14 protein-coding genes and 1 other annotated feature are annotated in these 14,683 nt (G+C 54.7%); of the genes, 12 read left to right on the top strand and 2 right to left on the bottom strand.

Annotated elements, in window-relative coordinates:
* Positions 1-209: 209 nt before the first annotated feature.
* A complete protein-coding gene (tsaB, locus tag L975_RS16105; protein WP_047709303.1) occupies positions 210-911 on the bottom strand; it encodes a tRNA (adenosine(37)-N6)-threonylcarbamoyltransferase complex dimerization subunit type 1 TsaB in 702 nt (233 codons plus the stop codon).
* Positions 912-1,075: 164 nt separating this feature from the next.
* Positions 1,076-2,995, bottom strand: a complete 1,920-nt coding sequence (locus L975_RS16100; protein WP_047709302.1) for an ATP-dependent DNA helicase — start codon at positions 2,993-2,995, stop codon at positions 1,076-1,078.
* 518 nt (positions 2,996-3,513) lie between these two features.
* Positions 3,514-3,644, top strand: a sequence feature (His leader region).
* 159 nt (positions 3,645-3,803) lie between these two features.
* On the opposite strand from L975_RS16100, the gene hisG reads away from it, so the two are divergent.
* From hisG to artM, 12 genes are all read left to right on the top strand, one after another.
* Positions 3,804-4,703 (top strand): ATP phosphoribosyltransferase, encoded by a 900-nt coding sequence (hisG, locus tag L975_RS16095; RefSeq protein WP_010864176.1) that lies wholly within the window; start codon positions 3,804-3,806, stop codon positions 4,701-4,703.
* A 5-nt stretch (positions 4,704-4,708) separates the two neighbouring features.
* The gene (gene hisD / locus L975_RS16090; protein ID WP_047709301.1) at positions 4,709-6,061 is read left to right on the top strand and encodes a histidinol dehydrogenase; all 1,353 of its coding nucleotides are present in this window, start codon (positions 4,709-4,711) and stop codon (positions 6,059-6,061) included.
* Entirely contained in the window at positions 6,058-7,197 is a 1,140-nt protein-coding gene (gene hisC, locus L975_RS16085; RefSeq protein ID WP_081995731.1) for a histidinol-phosphate transaminase, read from the top strand. Before hisD ends, hisC begins: the two co-directional genes overlap by 4 nt.
* A gap of 77 nt (positions 7,198-7,274) precedes the next feature.
* On the top strand, positions 7,275-8,327 hold the full coding sequence (gene hisB / locus L975_RS16080; RefSeq protein ID WP_047709306.1) for a bifunctional histidinol-phosphatase/imidazoleglycerol-phosphate dehydratase HisB: 1,053 nt from the start codon (positions 7,275-7,277) through the stop codon (positions 8,325-8,327).
* Positions 8,328-8,936 (top strand): imidazole glycerol phosphate synthase subunit HisH, encoded by a 609-nt coding sequence (gene hisH / locus L975_RS16075; RefSeq protein WP_010864180.1) that lies wholly within the window; start codon positions 8,328-8,330, stop codon positions 8,934-8,936.
* 5 nt (positions 8,937-8,941) lie between these two features.
* The gene (gene hisA / locus L975_RS16070; protein ID WP_047709300.1) at positions 8,942-9,679 is read left to right on the top strand and encodes a 1-(5-phosphoribosyl)-5-[(5-phosphoribosylamino)methylideneamino]imidazole-4-carboxamide isomerase; all 738 of its coding nucleotides are present in this window, start codon (positions 8,942-8,944) and stop codon (positions 9,677-9,679) included.
* Complete coding sequence (hisF, locus tag L975_RS16065) at positions 9,661-10,437, top strand: imidazole glycerol phosphate synthase subunit HisF (RefSeq protein WP_010864182.1); 777 nt, start codon at positions 9,661-9,663, stop codon at positions 10,435-10,437. The genes hisA and hisF overlap by 19 nt, the downstream gene beginning before the upstream one ends.
* On the top strand, positions 10,431-11,048 hold the full coding sequence (gene hisIE / locus L975_RS16060) for a bifunctional phosphoribosyl-AMP cyclohydrolase/phosphoribosyl-ATP diphosphatase HisIE (protein ID WP_047709299.1): 618 nt from the start codon (positions 10,431-10,433) through the stop codon (positions 11,046-11,048). The genes hisF and hisIE overlap by 7 nt, the downstream gene beginning before the upstream one ends.
* A gap of 636 nt (positions 11,049-11,684) precedes the next feature.
* Positions 11,685-12,413 (top strand): arginine ABC transporter ATP-binding protein ArtP, encoded by a 729-nt coding sequence (gene artP, locus L975_RS16055; protein ID WP_047709298.1) that lies wholly within the window; start codon positions 11,685-11,687, stop codon positions 12,411-12,413.
* 30 nt (positions 12,414-12,443) lie between these two features.
* Positions 12,444-13,187: an arginine ABC transporter substrate-binding protein gene (locus L975_RS16050; RefSeq protein ID WP_010864185.1), complete on the top strand. Its 744-nt coding sequence runs from the start codon at positions 12,444-12,446 to the stop codon at positions 13,185-13,187.
* A gap of 6 nt (positions 13,188-13,193) precedes the next feature.
* Positions 13,194-13,868 carry an arginine ABC transporter permease ArtQ gene (artQ, locus tag L975_RS16045; protein WP_039045562.1) on the top strand — a complete coding sequence of 225 codons (675 nt, stop codon included), beginning with the start codon at positions 13,194-13,196 and terminating at the stop codon, positions 13,866-13,868.
* The gene (gene artM / locus L975_RS16040) at positions 13,868-14,536 is read left to right on the top strand and encodes an arginine ABC transporter permease ArtM (RefSeq protein WP_010864187.1); all 669 of its coding nucleotides are present in this window, start codon (positions 13,868-13,870) and stop codon (positions 14,534-14,536) included. Before artQ ends, artM begins: the two co-directional genes overlap by 1 nt.
* Positions 14,537-14,683 lie beyond the last annotated feature (147 nt).

Raw genomic sequence — 14,683 nt, 5'->3', positions numbered from 1 at the left:
GATAAGGGATAAGGGATAAGGGATAAGGGATAAGGGATAAGGGATAAGGGATAAGAACAATAGCGCGCAACAGAGATAACACGAAGACCAAAGTAGCCCAGAAAGACGGCTATACAGATGCCGCATAAACAATACGGCGGCCACCAGGACCGCCGCATACGTAGGGGAGCGAATAACACTCACCGGATAAGACAAGCACCACTCACCGCTTATTCACGGCCCGGCAGCTTTTTCCAGGCCACATTGTTACGCAGGTATACCGGCGCAGCATTCTCGACCGCCACCACTTCACCACGCTGCCAGCAAGCCAGTGCCTGTGGCAACATATCGCGCGCTTCAGGCAGCAAAATACCGCTGTCGGTCAGTATTATGCCCTCTTGCTGAGCCAAGGTCGGATAAGCAGTAAAACCGGTACCGGCCGTCGCCCACTGGTTAGTCTCACCCGCAGTGATCACCTGTACATTTTGAGGCTCGAGCACCGCTTCTTCGCCCACTACCTGCCACTCACCATTATCGGCTCGCAGATACTGACCCCAATAAACTTCGCCCATACGCGCATCAATCGCCACCAGCACTTGCTGATGTTGCTGTACTCGGTACGCACCCTGCGCCATCGCCAGCAGGTTCGAAACCCCGATCATCGGCAAATCTGCGCCCAGTGCCAGACCTTGCGCCACGCCAACGCCAATCCGCACACCGGTAAAACTGCCCGGTCCACGGCCAAAAGCCAGCGCATCCAGTTGATTCAGGGTCAGGCCGGCTTCAGCCAGCATCTGCTGCACCATCGGTAAAATGCGCTGCGTATGCTCACGCGGACAGACTTCGGAAACGGCATATACCTCTCCGTCTACCCACAGGGCAGCAGAGCAGGCTTCAGTGGCGGTATCTAGCGCCAGAATTCGGGTTGACATCCAGACCTCGGATCAATCAATAACAACGAGCTAATTCAGAGTAGCCCAACATCATACCATAGCACCTTCAGACCACAGCACTTTCATCCCCATACCATTGCGCTTTCATGCCACTGCTCTTTCCGATACGGGCACTTTCCGATACAGGCGATTGCCCATCTGGGCTATTCCCCGTGCGGCGCAATCTGATGCAAAAACGCAATCGCCTGCCCGACATCACGCGAGCGCGGCAGCGGCGGCAAGCTTTCCAAAAACACCTGCCCATAAGGACGCGACACCAAACGTGCATCGCAAATCACTACCACACCACGGTCTTGGGTATCCCGAATCAAACGGCCAACCCCTTGCTTTAAGGTAATCACTGCGTCCGGCAACTGCACATCACTGAAGGGATCGCAACCGCGGCGCTGGCTATCTTCCATGCGCGCTTTTAACAGCGGATCATCGGGCGCGGTAAACGGCAGTTTGTCGATAATCACGCAAGACAGCGCTTGGCCGCGCACATCCACCCCTTCCCAGAAACTGCCCGTCGCCACCAGTAAGGCATTGCCGTGCTCAACAAAGGTTTCCAGCAATTTTTGCTTGCCGGTTTCCCCTTGCACCAACACCGGTAGACTTAAGCGCGCCCGAAATCGCTCAGCCAAATCACGCATCATCTGATGCGAGGTGCACAAGAAAAAGCAGCGCCCTTGGCTGGCCTCAATCACTGGGGTCAGCAAGTTCACCAGCGCCTCTGCGGTATAAGGACGATTCGGCTCCGGCAGAAAACGGGGCACACACAGCAAAGCCTGCGAAGGGTAATCAAACGGGCTGGTCAGCGTCAGCTGGCGTGCCTTGGCAATCCCCAGACGCTGGCAGTAGTGGTCAAAATTCTCCCCCACCGCCAAGGTGGCAGAGGTGAAAATCCACGCCGCCGGATGCAAACGCATCTGCTCGCTGAATTTGTCCGCCACACTGAGCGGCGTCAGATTCAAACTAAAATGTCGCCCTGAGCTTTCATACCAGTAACTGTAACCGGTAACATCGGTGTCGCTCAGGCGCTTGAGACGTGCGCGAAACTGCTCAGCCCGCTCAAATGCCGCATCCAGCAATTTAGAGCGCCCCACCACCAAGCGTAGCACTTCGGCCGCAAAATCCAGCGCGTCATTTAAACGTGATAATTCGCGTTGGATCAGCGGATTTTTCAACGCATCGCGCCAGTTTCCTCGCCCAATGCCACCGTTCAACACAATGCATAAATCTTGCGCAGTCTGGGTTAACCGCTCGGCACACTTACTCAACTGCGCTACATCGCGCACTTCAAGGTGATAACCGAGCAGCATGTCTTTACCTAGGTCCAGCAATTGGCGCGAGGTCAGTGACTGCCCAAAATACTGACTGGCGATATCTGGTAGCTGGTGCGCTTCATCGAAGATGATCACTTCCGCTTCCGGAATTAGCTCAGCAAAACCGGTCTCTTTGACCACCATATCAGCCAAAAACAGGTGATGGTTTACCACCACCACATCGGCTTCCAGCGCACGGCGACGCGCCCGTACCACGTAGCACTCTTGATACTGCGGACACTCAGTACCAAGGCAAGACTCGTTAGTACTGGTGACCATCGGCAGCACTGGGCTGTCTTCGGCCACCGCATCGCAATCGCTCAGATCGCCACTGTCACTGGATGATGACCAGGTGCGGATCCGCACCAGATCCGCCAGCACCGTTTTATCGGTCAGATGACTTTCCGCCATTTGCCGATCGAGGCGATCCAGACACAGGTAATTAGCCCGCCCTTTGAGCAACGCGACTCGGCCCGTAAAATTGAGCGCGCCTTCGATAGTAGGTAAGTCGCGGCGAAACAGCTGATCTTGCAGGTTTTTCGAGCCGGTAGAGATGATGGTTTTGCGCTTGGCAGCCAGAGCCGGTACCAAATAGGCATAGGTTTTCCCAGTGCCGGTTCCCGCTTCCACCACCAGCGCGGATTTGTGCTCAATGGCCTCACGGACTGCTTGCGCCATCTGACACTGCGGTTCACGGGCGCGAAAGCCCTCAATGTTACGGGCCAGAATGCCATCGTCTGCAAAATAGTTGTCTGTCACGCGCGCCGGCCTGCCATCGGAAATTGAGTGAGTGAAGCGGTCATTATGCCTGTCCGCTGGCGTGGCGGCCAACCGGATCTGTGCAATCTGCTGTGCAAAGTGTTATGCAAAATGGGGATATTGGCTTCACTCGCCGTCAGGTTAGGGCTCCGTTATCTTTTTTGTCATGTGCTTTTCACCGCACTTTCGCGACACTGTTAACATCGCACCATACTCTTCCCTATCCGCGTTCGATGTTGTCTATGCGCAGCAAGCCCCAAGAATGCGAAAACATGCCTATCACAAATAACCAGCCTTTCACGCTAGATGCAGCATAAAATACAACCAGTTTTGCTGACTCAGCGTGTTATTCACTACGGCAAAATTTACTGTTGCTTTTGGCTGGCGCTTTGGTTTAAGTTGAATTCACACTAAGTCTATCTAGGCATCACTGGCTGTATACATGCTCAATCGATAACAGCAGCGATCATTAACCAGACACGAGATTTCACCATGACTGTTTTCACCGTTCGTAACCACCATCATCACCATCATCCTGATTAGTCTTTCAGGACGCTGGTCCGTGGAAGACGCTCAGAGAGTTCTTCCGGTGGACGACAGTCAAGGTACACAATCCAGCCCCCGGAAGATCACTTTTCCGGGGGCTTTTTACTGTATACGCCGGTGCAAACTGGCCACAGGCAAAACGTCAACGGATGACGTAACGATTTAACGGCCTACTCCGCCACCCGCTTCACCGGAGTAGCCCCGCAATTTACCCAGCCCGCCTATCGGCGCTGGGACAAAATCAGACTAAAAGGACATTGCCATGCTGAACGCCAACCGACTGCGTATCGCTATCCAAAAATCCGGTCGCCTGAGTGATGACTCGCGCGAGCTGCTGGCCCGCTGTGGGGTCAAAATCAACCTGCAACAACAACGCCTGATTGCCTTTGCCGAAAACATGCCAATTGATCTGCTGCGCGTGCGCGATGACGATATTCCGGGACTGGTGATGGATGGCGTGGTGGATCTGGGCATCATTGGCGAAAACGTGCTGGAAGAAGAAGTGCTGAGCCGCCAAGCCCGTGGGGAAGCCCCGCAATACAGCACCTTGCGCCGTTTAGATTTCGGTGGTTGCCGCCTCTCTTTAGCGGTGCCGATTGATACCCGTTATGACGGTCCAGCCAGCCTGCTCAATGCCCGCATAGCCACCTCTTACCCCAATTTGCTCAAGCGTTACATGGATGAGCGCGGCATCGCCTTTAAAAGCTGCCTGCTTAACGGTTCGGTAGAAGTTGCGCCACGCGCCGGTTTGGCCGATGCCATCTGCGATCTGGTGTCGACCGGAGCCACTCTCGAAGCCAATGGTCTGCGCGAAGCGGAGGTCATCTACCGCTCCAAGGCCACCTTAATTCAGCGCGCCGGTACGCTATCAGCTGAAAAACAGCAATTAGTCGATCGCCTGCTGACGCGGATGCAAGGGGTGATTCAGGCGCGCGAGTCTAAATACATCATGCTGCACGCCCCCACCGACCGCTTGGAAGAGATCATCGCGCTGCTGCCGGGGGCCGAGCACCCAACCGTGTTACCGCTGGCCAATGAGAAAAATCGTATCGCCATGCACATGGTCAGCAGCGAAACCCTGTTCTGGGAAACCATGGAGCAGCTCAAAGCCTTAGGTGCCAGCTCCATTTTGGTGCTGCCAATTGAAAAGATGATGGAGTAACGGGGATGGAAATGTTGAATTGGGATCGCCTGAGCCCCGCTGAGCAGCAACAGGCCTTAATGCGCCCAGCCATCAGCGCCGCGCAAGACATCAGCGCCAGCGTGCGCGACATCGTGCAGCAAGTCCAACAAGGTGGCGATAGCGCCCTGCTAGCCTTAACCGAACGTTTTGACCGCGTGCGCCCTGCAACGCTTACCGTCAGCGCCGCGGAAGTGGATGCTGCCGAAGCACGCTTAAGCGACGAGATGAAAACCGCACTGCAAAACGCCTATCGTAACATCGCGGCGTTTCACGAAGCGCAGCGTCCATCGGTGGTGCGAGTGGAAACCCAGCCGGGCGTGACCTGCGAAGTGATCACCCGTCCGGTGCAATCGGTCGGATTGTATATCCCTGGGGGATCAGCGCCGCTGCTGTCGACCACCTTGATGCTCGGCATTCCGGCTCGTATTGCCGGTTGTCCACAAGTGATCTTGTGCTCCCCCCCACCGATTGCCGATGAGATTTTGTATGTCGCACGCCTGTGTGGCATCAGCCAAATCTTTAATGTTGGCGGCGCGCAGGCGATTGCCGCTATGGCCTATGGCACCGAATCAGTGCCGAAAGCAGACAAAATTTTTGGCCCCGGCAATGCTTATGTCACCGAAGCCAAACGACAAGTCAGCCAAGATCACCGCGGCGCAGCGATGGATATGCCAGCCGGCCCTTCCGAAGTGCTGGTGATTGCTGACGCCAACGCCAACCCGGCTTTTATCGCCAGCGATTTACTGTCACAAGCCGAGCACGGCCCCGACTCGCAGGTGATTCTACTGACCCCAAGCCAGACACTGGCCGATGCAGTAACCGCTGAGGTCGACCGCCAGCTAGCGCTGCTGCCGCGCGCCACCATTGCCGGACAAGCGCTGGCCGCCAGTCGCATTATTCTGACCGCGGATCTGACGCAAGCAATGGCGATCAGCAATCAATACGGCCCCGAGCACTTGATCATCCAGACCGATTCTCCGCGCCAACTGCTGAGCGCGCTGCACAATGCCGGCTCGATTTTCCTCGGTGCATGGACGCCAGAATCTGCCGGCGACTACGCCTCTGGCACCAATCACGTGCTACCGACTTATGGCTACACCCGCACCTATTCCAGCTTAGGGCTGGCCGATTTCATGAAGCGGATGACGGTTCAAGAGCTGACCGCCGATGGCCTGCTGGCTCTGGCTCCTACCGTCGAGCGGATGGCGTCAGCCGAAAAACTCGATGCACACCGTCTTGCCGTGACACTGCGCGTCGCCGCACTAAACGCTGGCCGCCGTGATAACAACCCGAATGAAGCCGTGCAAACCGCCGATGCCCAAGGAGAAGGGAAATGAGCACATCATCACTGGAATCTTCCGTAACAGCACGGGATAGCGCGGCGGCCTGCGATGCCCGCGCAATCGAGACACTGGCGCGGCGCAACGTGCGTGAGCTGACGCCCTATCTGTCGGCGCGACGCATTGGCGGTCAAGGTGATGTGTGGCTCAACGCCAACGAATACCCAACCTCACCGGATTATCAGCTAACCGAAGCTAAACTGAACCGCTATCCTGAGTGCCAGCCAGAGCAAGTGCTCCGCCGTTATGCGGCATATGCCGGTGTTACTTCAGAGCAAGTACTGGTCAGTCGCGGCGCGGATGAAGCCATTGAACTGGTGATCCGCGCGTTTTGCGAGCCGGGGCAAGATGCAGTGATGTTCTGCCCGCCCACCTATGGCATGTACACCGTCAGCGCCGAAACGTTAGGCGTCGCGCGCCGGATTGTCCCAGCCACTGCTGACTGGCAACTGGACTTGCCGGCGATCCGCGCTCAGATGGATAACGTCAAAGTCATTTTTGTCTGTAGCCCGAATAACCCTACCGGCAATCTGCTGCGCCGCGAAGATATCGTGCAGTTGTTGGACGATACCGCCGGTCGCGCCATTGTGGTAGTGGATGAAGCCTATATCGAGTTTTGTCCGCAGGCGACCTGCGTACCGCTGCTAGCACAATATCCGCATCTAGTGATCCTGCGCACCTTGTCTAAAGCCTTCGCCTTAGCAGGTTTACGCTGCGGGTTCGCGCTGGCCAATCCGCCGGTGATTGGTTTGCTGCAAAAGGTGATTGCTCCTTATCCCGTGCCACAACCGGTGGCAGATATCGCCGCCCAAGCCTTAAGCGACGCGGGATTAGACCGTATGCGCACCCAAGTGGCTGACACATTACGCCACCGCGCCTTGCTTGCCGAAGGGCTGCGCCGCAACCCACTGTGCCGCGAAGTTTACACTGGCGAAGGTAACTGGCTAACCGTTCGCTTCATTGACGGTGAAAAAGTATTCAAAAGCCTCTGGGATCAGGGCATTATCTTACGTAATCAGGGCAAGCAACCGGGCATGCAAAACTGTCTGCGCATCAGCATAGGAACCGAGGCTGAATGCCGCCGTACCCTGAACGCTATCGACGCGCTGTATCAGCAAGGAGCCATGCAGTGAAAAAGAAAAAATTCCGTCCATCGGTACGTCGTTCCGTACCCGCAGCACAATCGACTGAAAATCGCACCGAGAACTACCTGTTTATTGATCGCGACGGCACCCTGATCGCCGAGCCGCCGCAAGATTTTCAAGTCGACCGGTTGGATAAACTGCGTCTAGAGCCGGCGGTGATCCCCGCCCTGCTCAAGTTACGCCGTGAAGGTTACAAACTGGTGATGATCACCAACCAAGATGGCCTTGGCACCAACAGCTTCCCGCAACCGGACTTCGATCTCCCGCAACAAATGATGCTGGATATTTTTAGCTCACAAGGGGTGAAATTCGACGACATCCTGATCTGCCCACACTTTGAACACGACAACTGCAGTTGCCGTAAACCCAAACTAGGGCTGGTTAAACAATATCTGGAAGCGGACTGCATCAACCCCGAACACTCCTATGTGATTGGCGATCGGGAAACCGACCTGCAACTGGCCACTAACATGGGCATCACCGGGATCCGTTATCAAAACGGCGTCACCGGTTGGCCGGAGATTGTGCGCCGCTTGACTCTGCCTCCTCGCCACGCGTGCGTCACCCGTACCACCCGCGAAACCGATATCAAGGTCGAACTGTGGCTGGATGAAACAGGTGAGAATCACATTCAGACGGGATTGGGCTTTTTTGACCACATGCTGGATCAGATTGCCACCCACGGCGGTTTTCGGATGAGTGTCAGTGTCGAGGGCGATCTGCATATCGATGATCACCACACGGTGGAAGACACTGCGCTGGCGCTCGGACAGGCGCTGAAAGAAGCGCTTGGCAACAAACGGGGCATCGGGCGCTTCGGTTTTGTCTTGCCGATGGATGAGTGCTTGGCGCGCTGCGCGCTGGATCTTTCTGGTCGTCCATACCTGAAATTCAAAGCCAAGTTTGACCGCGCGCAGGTCGGCGATCTAAGCACCGAAATGGTCGAGCATTTTTTCCGCTCACTGAGTGATGCGCTAGCCTGCACCTTGCACCTGAAAACCAAAGGCCACAATAGCCATCACATGGTGGAGAGTCTGTTCAAAGCCTTTGGCCGCACACTGCGACAAGCGATCCGTGTGGAGGGTGATGCCCTGCCTAGCTCAAAAGGAGTGCTGTAAATGCCGCAACAAACGCCACATACCCGGGTCGTGATTGTGGATACCGGCTGCGCGAATTTGGCTTCGGTCTACTTTGCTATTCAGCGCCTAGGCTATGAGCCGCAAATCAGCAAAGAGCCCGACGTGATCCTCACCGCCGATAAACTGCTGCTGCCTGGGGTCGGTACCGCCAACAATGCCATGCAAAACTTAACCCAGCGCCAGCTTCCGGCGCTGATCAAAGCCTGCACGCAGCCGGTGTTGGGGATCTGTTTAGGCATGCAAATCATGGCAGAGTACTGCGAGGAAGGCAGTACTGACACCTTGGGCGTCATTCCGGAAAGCGTGCTGCGCATGACCGACTTTGGCCTGCCACTGCCACACATGGGCTGGAATCGGGTTTATCCGAAAGCCGGCCATCGCCTGTTCAATAACATCGCCGATGGTGAGTATTTCTACTTCGTGCACAGCTTCGCGATGCCCGTCAGCACCGCGACCATCGCCCAATGCAACTACGGTGAGCCGTTCTCTGCAGCGGTACAAAAAGACAACTTTTACGGCGTGCAGTTTCACCCCGAGCGCTCCGGCCGCGCCGGTGCCCAGTTGCTGAAAAACTTTCTGGAGATGTAACAAGGATGATTATTCCCGCACTGGATCTGATCGACGGCAAAGTCGTGCGTCTGCTACAGGGTGACTACGCCCGCCAGACCGACTATCAAACCGATCCCGCCCTGCGACTGCAGGAATATCAGCAACAAGGCGCCCAATGGCTGCACTTAGTAGATCTGACCGGCGCCAAAGACACTCAGCGCCGTCAGTTAGCCCTGATCACGCACCTGATTAAAGCGACGCCCGCGCATATCCAAATTGGCGGCGGCGTGCGTACTGAGCAGGATGTGGCCGATCTACTCGAGGCGGGTGCCGCACGCGTAGTGGTTGGCTCAACCGCGGTGCGTGATATTGCAGAAGTTAAACGCTGGTTTGCCCGCTTCGGCGCCGAGCGTTTAGTGCTGGCATTAGACGTTCGTATCGGCAGCGATGAAGTCAAACGCGTCGCTATCAGCGGCTGGCAACAAGACTCTGGCCTTGCCATCGAAACCCTGCTGGAAGAGTACCAAACCGTGGGCCTCAAGCACGTGTTGTGCACCGATATCTCTCGCGATGGCACGCTGGCTGGCTCCAACGTGCGTCTGTACCGTGAACTGGCCGCCCGTTTCCCGCAGATCGCGTTTCAATCTTCCGGCGGCATCGGCTCACTGGATGACATTCGTGCTCTTCGCGGCAGTGGCGTACGCGGCGTGATTGTCGGTCGCGCGCTGCTGGAAGGTAAATTCAACACCGAGGAGGCCATTGCATGCTGGCAAAACGGATAATCCCCTGTCTGGATGTACGCAACGGCCAAGTCGTCAAAGGCGTGCAATTTCGCAACCACGAAATCATCGGTGACATCGTGCCGCTGGCGCGTCGCTACGCACAAGAAGGCGCTGATGAGCTGGTGTTTTATGACATCACCGCCTCTTCTGATGGTCGTACCGTCGATAAGAGCTGGGTCGCAAAAGTCGCCGAAGTGATTGATATTCCTTTTTGTGTCGCAGGTGGGATCCGTACAGCGGAAGATGCCGCACAGATTCTGGCTTACGGCGCAGATAAGATTTCTGTTAACTCACCGGCACTGGCCAATCCAGCCCTGATCAACGATCTGGCGGAACGCTTTGGCCAGCAGTGTGTGGTAGTCGGAATTGATACTTGGTACGACGAAGCGCTCGATAGCTATCAGGTCTATCAGTTTACCGGTGATGAAAGCCGCACCCGTGCCACTGCGTGGTCTACACTCGACTGGGTGCAAGAAGTGCAACGACGCGGCGCCGGTGAAATTGTGCTGAACATGATGAACCAAGATGGGGTTCGCCGTGGCTACGATATCCGGCAATTACAGCGGGTACGCGAGGTATGTCAGGTTCCTCTGATTGCCTCGGGCGGCGCCGGACGACCGGAACATTTTCTTGAGGCATTCCGCGATGCGGATGTAGACGGTGCGCTGGCCGCATCCGTATTCCATAAGCAAATCATCAATATCGGTGAGCTCAAGGAATTCCTCTTCAAACAAGGTGTGGAGATCAGACTGTGTTAACTGAACAGCAACGCGCAATGATCAACTGGGACAAGGTCGGTGGACTGCTGCCGGCTATCGTACAGCACGCCCAAAACGGCGAAGTGCTAATGCTTGGTTATATGACTCCGGAGGCACTGGAAAAAACCCTGCAAACCCGTCAAGTCACCTTTTTTTCACGTACCAAACAGCGCCTGTGGACCAAAGGCGAAACCTCCGGCCACATTCTGTGGGCCACCCGCATGGGGCTGGACTGCGATAACGACACCTTACTGATCTTAGCCGAACCGCACGGTGCTACGTGCCATCTGGGGACTGACAGCTGCTTTGAAGAAACTGCCGTGGAGCCAGATTTGATTTTCCTCGGCAAGTTAGAATCGATTTTAATGGCGCGCAAAAGCGTCGACCCGCAAACGTCGTACACCGCACGCCTGTATGCCAAAGGCACCAAGCGTATTGCCCAGAAAGTGGGCGAAGAAGGGGTGGAAACCGCACTGGCCGCGGTGGCCGGTGATAAAGATGAGCTGATCAATGAATCTGCGGATTTGTTGTATCACCTGATGGTGCTGCTGCAAGACCAAGATCTGCAGTTGCGTGATGTCATCCGCCGCTTGCGCGAGCGTCATAGGTAACGTTCTTCGACTCTGCGGGTATCTATCGACACCACCCGATACCCGCATTTTATTTTGGCGTAATGCGCTTTCCTCTTTTCCTCTTTTCCTCTTTTCAGTTCAGCGTGGCGCAAATTGGCTCCACCGCTAAACCGCTAACTCAGCCATCCCGTTCTGCATATCTCGTTGCATTGCATCACCATAAGAAAAAGTGTCCGCTAAAAATGCCAGCAGCATCCTCTGGCGCACGCCGCTTATCACCTACACGACTGACTCACTGAACTCACACCCCGATCGTTAGCGTGCTTCACTGCTCGGCACAGAATAATCCTCTGCATTTGCCATATTCACCGCCACAAAAAAAGTATTTTAAGTGCGGTTTACACTTTCATTTACAGTGAAAAGTTATTCAAGCTGGATTTTTTATCCCTTCAAGGCAAATACTGCCTTAGCGCACTGTGCTGTGCCGTTTTTTTGACCTATAGCACCATGAAATCAAGACAAAAAGTATCAACGCAAGCCGCACCAAGCCTGACATAGAACAAGATGACAGAAAAATCAGACCATTTTCTTATTCTTATCTTACATATCTATATTGCATAATTATGCGAATCTATTTACTATCACCAAAAATAACTCATTATTCAGTTGGATCGCATGAGTATTCAGTTAAATCAGGTGAATTGCTTTTACGGCGAACACCAAGCCTTACACAATATCAGTTTTGAATGCAGCGCTGGCGAGACACTGGTACTGCTCGGCCCGAGCGGTGCCGGCAAAAGTTCGCTGCTGCGGGTATTGAATCTGTTGGAAGTGCCCAAAAGTGGCACCCTGCACATTGCCGGTATGGACTTTGATTTATCGCGCGAACCTGACAGCCGCGCTGTGCGTGAGCTGCGCCAAAACGTCGGCATGGTCTTTCAGCAGTACAACCTCTGGCCACATCTGACCGTGATGGAAAATCTGACTGAAGCCCCGTGCCGAGTATTGGGTTTAAGCAAAGAACAAGCTCAAAGCCGCGCTAACGTGTTGCTGGAGCGGTTACGTCTGACGCCGTATGCCGGCCGTTATCCGCTGCATCTATCGGGCGGTCAGCAACAGCGGGTCGCCATTGCCCGCGCCCTGATGATGGAGCCACAAGTGCTCTTGTTTGATGAGCCAACGGCTGCGCTGGATCCGGAGATCACTGCACAAGTGGTCAGCATCATTCAAGAGTTGGCACAAACGGGGATCACACAGGTTATCGTGACCCACGAAGTGGAAGTGGCCAAGAAAGTGGCCAGTCAGGTGATTTACATGGAGCAAGGGCACATCCTCGAACAAGGCAGTGCCACCTGCTTCACTCAACCTCAAACCTCGGCCTTTGCCGGTTATTTATCGCACTGAGTTTTCTCTGCGTATTACAAGGAGTTCATCATGAAAAAATTACTGACCGCAGCTCTGCTGACTAGCAGCCTTTGCGCAGGTTTTAGCAGTACGGTAATGGCCGCCGACACTATTCGCTTTGCCATGGAAGCGACCTATCCACCGTTTGAGTCCACCAACGAGAAAAACGAAATCGTCGGTTTTGATGTCGATCTGGCTAAAGCGCTGTGCGCGGAAATCAAAGCGGAATGTACGTTCAGCAACCAAGCATTTGACAGCCTGATCCCGAGCCTGAAATTCCGTCGTTACGATGCAGCCATTTCCGCTATGGATATCACCGAAGAGCGTTTAAAGCAGGTGGACTTCACCAAGCCTTACTATGACAACGCCGCAGTATTCATTGCCCAAAAAGGTAAGTTTGCCGATGCCGCAGGTCTGCAAGGTAAGCGGGTTGGCGTACAAAATGGCTCCACTCACCAAACTTATATCAATGAGCAGATGAAAGATCTGAAATCGGTGCCTTACGGTAGCTATCAAAATGCCGTGATCGATATGAAAAATGGCCGGATTGATGCCGTATTTGGTGACACCGCGGTGATTGCCGAGTGGCTGAAGCAAGATGCCAACCTGCAGCCTGTCGGCGCTCCGGTGACCGATCAAGCTTACTTTGGTAAAGGCTTCGGCATTGCCGTCAACAAAGGCAACACCGAACTGCTGAACAAGCTCAACACCGCGCTGGATACCTTGCATGCCAACGGTACCTATCAATCCATCTACAACAAGTGGTTTAAATAATTAACGATGGCCGGAACAGAATTTCTCCACCTACTCCTGACGGCGACCGGCATGACTGTCGGTCTGGCACTCACCTCTTTAGTGATAGGGCTGATACTGGCCCTGTTATTTGCCGTTCTTGAGTCCGTGCGATGGCGCTTCGTCAGTTGGCCGGTCAGTACGCTGGTGACGGTACTGCGCGGTCTGCCGGAAATTCTGGTCGTATTGTTTATTTATTTTGGCTCGACACAGGTGCTATTCCTGCTAAGCGGCGAATTTGTCGAATTCAGTCCGTTTTGGTGCGGCGCGGTGGCTCTGGCGGTGATTTTTGCCTCCTACGCCTCGCAGACACTGCGGGGCGCGCTGAAGGCCATTTCACAGGGGCAGTGGGAGTCTGGCTTGGCACTCGGCATGACGCGTAAAGATATTTTTGTGCGCGTGATCCTGCCACAAGTCTGGCGTCACGCCCTGCCGGGGTTGGGTAACCAATGGCTGGTGCTGCTGAAAGACACCGCGCTGGTTTCCCTGATTGGGGTCAATGAGTTAATGCGTCAGGCTCAAACCATTGCCACCTCAACGTGGCAGCCGTTTACCTGGTTTGCGTTGGCCGCCGTGCTGTATCTGGTGGTCACGCTCATCAGCCAGTTTTTGCTGCACCGGCTGGATCTGTATGTCACCCGTTTTGAAAGGAGTGCAGCCTGATGTGGGATTATTTGCCAACGTTGTTGCAGGGGCTACAAACCAGCTTATCGCTGACCGTGTGCGCCCTGTTGATTGGTTTTACTCTGGCGGTGGTGATGACCGTGATCATGGCTGGTCGCAAAGGGCCGCTGCGCTGGTTGACCAAAGGCTATCTGACGTTGTTCACCGGCACCCCGCTGCTGATTCAGATTTTTCTGATTTACTACGGCCCAGGTCAGTTTGAAAGCCTGCGTAACAGCGTGCTGTGGCCATTGCTGTCCGAACCTTGGTTTTGCGCCATGCTGGCGTTAGCGCTCAATAGCGCGGCCTACTCCACCTTGTTGTTCTACGGAGCAGTGAAAGCGATTCCGGCGGGACAGTGGCAATCTTGTAGCGCACTGGGAATGACTCGCTTGCAAACGCTGCGTATTTTGGTGCCTTACGCATTGAAGCGCTCTTTGCCAGCTTATTCCAACGAAGTGGTGTTGATTTTTAAAGGCACATCGCTGGCCAGTACCATTACTATCATGGATATCATGGGTTATGCCCAGCAGCTGAACGCCCAAACCTACGATACGCTGGCGGTATTTGGCATGGCTGGGGTGATTTATCTGGTCGTGAATGGTTTACTGACTATCTTGATGCGCCAGATGGAAAAGCGGATGCTGGCATTCGAGCAGCGCTGCTAAATCGCATGCGTTCGCTAGGCTATGTCATTTCGTATCCAATAAACTGAGTTTCATTTATAACGGCATCCTACGGGATGCCGTTTTTTATACTGAAATCGCTATCAGCCCATCCTCGGCTTATCGGCCACCCGCAACACGCTCACTGCG

Origin of the sequence: Plesiomonas sp. ZOR0011, assembly GCF_000800945.1 — a bacterium.
Taxonomy (GTDB): domain Bacteria; phylum Pseudomonadota; class Gammaproteobacteria; order Enterobacterales; family CAMTGL01; genus Plesiomonas; species Plesiomonas shigelloides.
Note: the sequence above shows the minus strand (reverse complement) of the source record. Positions and strands in the feature narration are given on the sequence as shown.

Coding starts and splice junctions, on each gene's coding strand:
- tsaB (WP_047709303.1), bottom strand. CDS start 911: ATGTCAACCCGAATTCTGGCGCTAGATACCGCCACTGAAGCCTGCTCT.
- hisG (WP_010864176.1), top strand. CDS start 3,804: ATGCTGAACGCCAACCGACTGCGTATCGCTATCCAAAAATCCGGTCGC.
- hisD (WP_047709301.1), top strand. CDS start 4,709: ATGGAAATGTTGAATTGGGATCGCCTGAGCCCCGCTGAGCAGCAACAG.
- hisC (WP_081995731.1), top strand. CDS start 6,058: ATGAGCACATCATCACTGGAATCTTCCGTAACAGCACGGGATAGCGCG.
- hisH (WP_010864180.1), top strand. CDS start 8,328: ATGCCGCAACAAACGCCACATACCCGGGTCGTGATTGTGGATACCGGC.
- hisA (WP_047709300.1), top strand. CDS start 8,942: ATGATTATTCCCGCACTGGATCTGATCGACGGCAAAGTCGTGCGTCTG.
- hisF (WP_010864182.1), top strand. CDS start 9,661: ATGCTGGCAAAACGGATAATCCCCTGTCTGGATGTACGCAACGGCCAA.
- artP (WP_047709298.1), top strand. CDS start 11,685: ATGAGTATTCAGTTAAATCAGGTGAATTGCTTTTACGGCGAACACCAA.
- L975_RS16050 (WP_010864185.1), top strand. CDS start 12,444: ATGAAAAAATTACTGACCGCAGCTCTGCTGACTAGCAGCCTTTGCGCA.
- artQ (WP_039045562.1), top strand. CDS start 13,194: ATGGCCGGAACAGAATTTCTCCACCTACTCCTGACGGCGACCGGCATG.
- artM (WP_010864187.1), top strand. CDS start 13,868: ATGTGGGATTATTTGCCAACGTTGTTGCAGGGGCTACAAACCAGCTTA.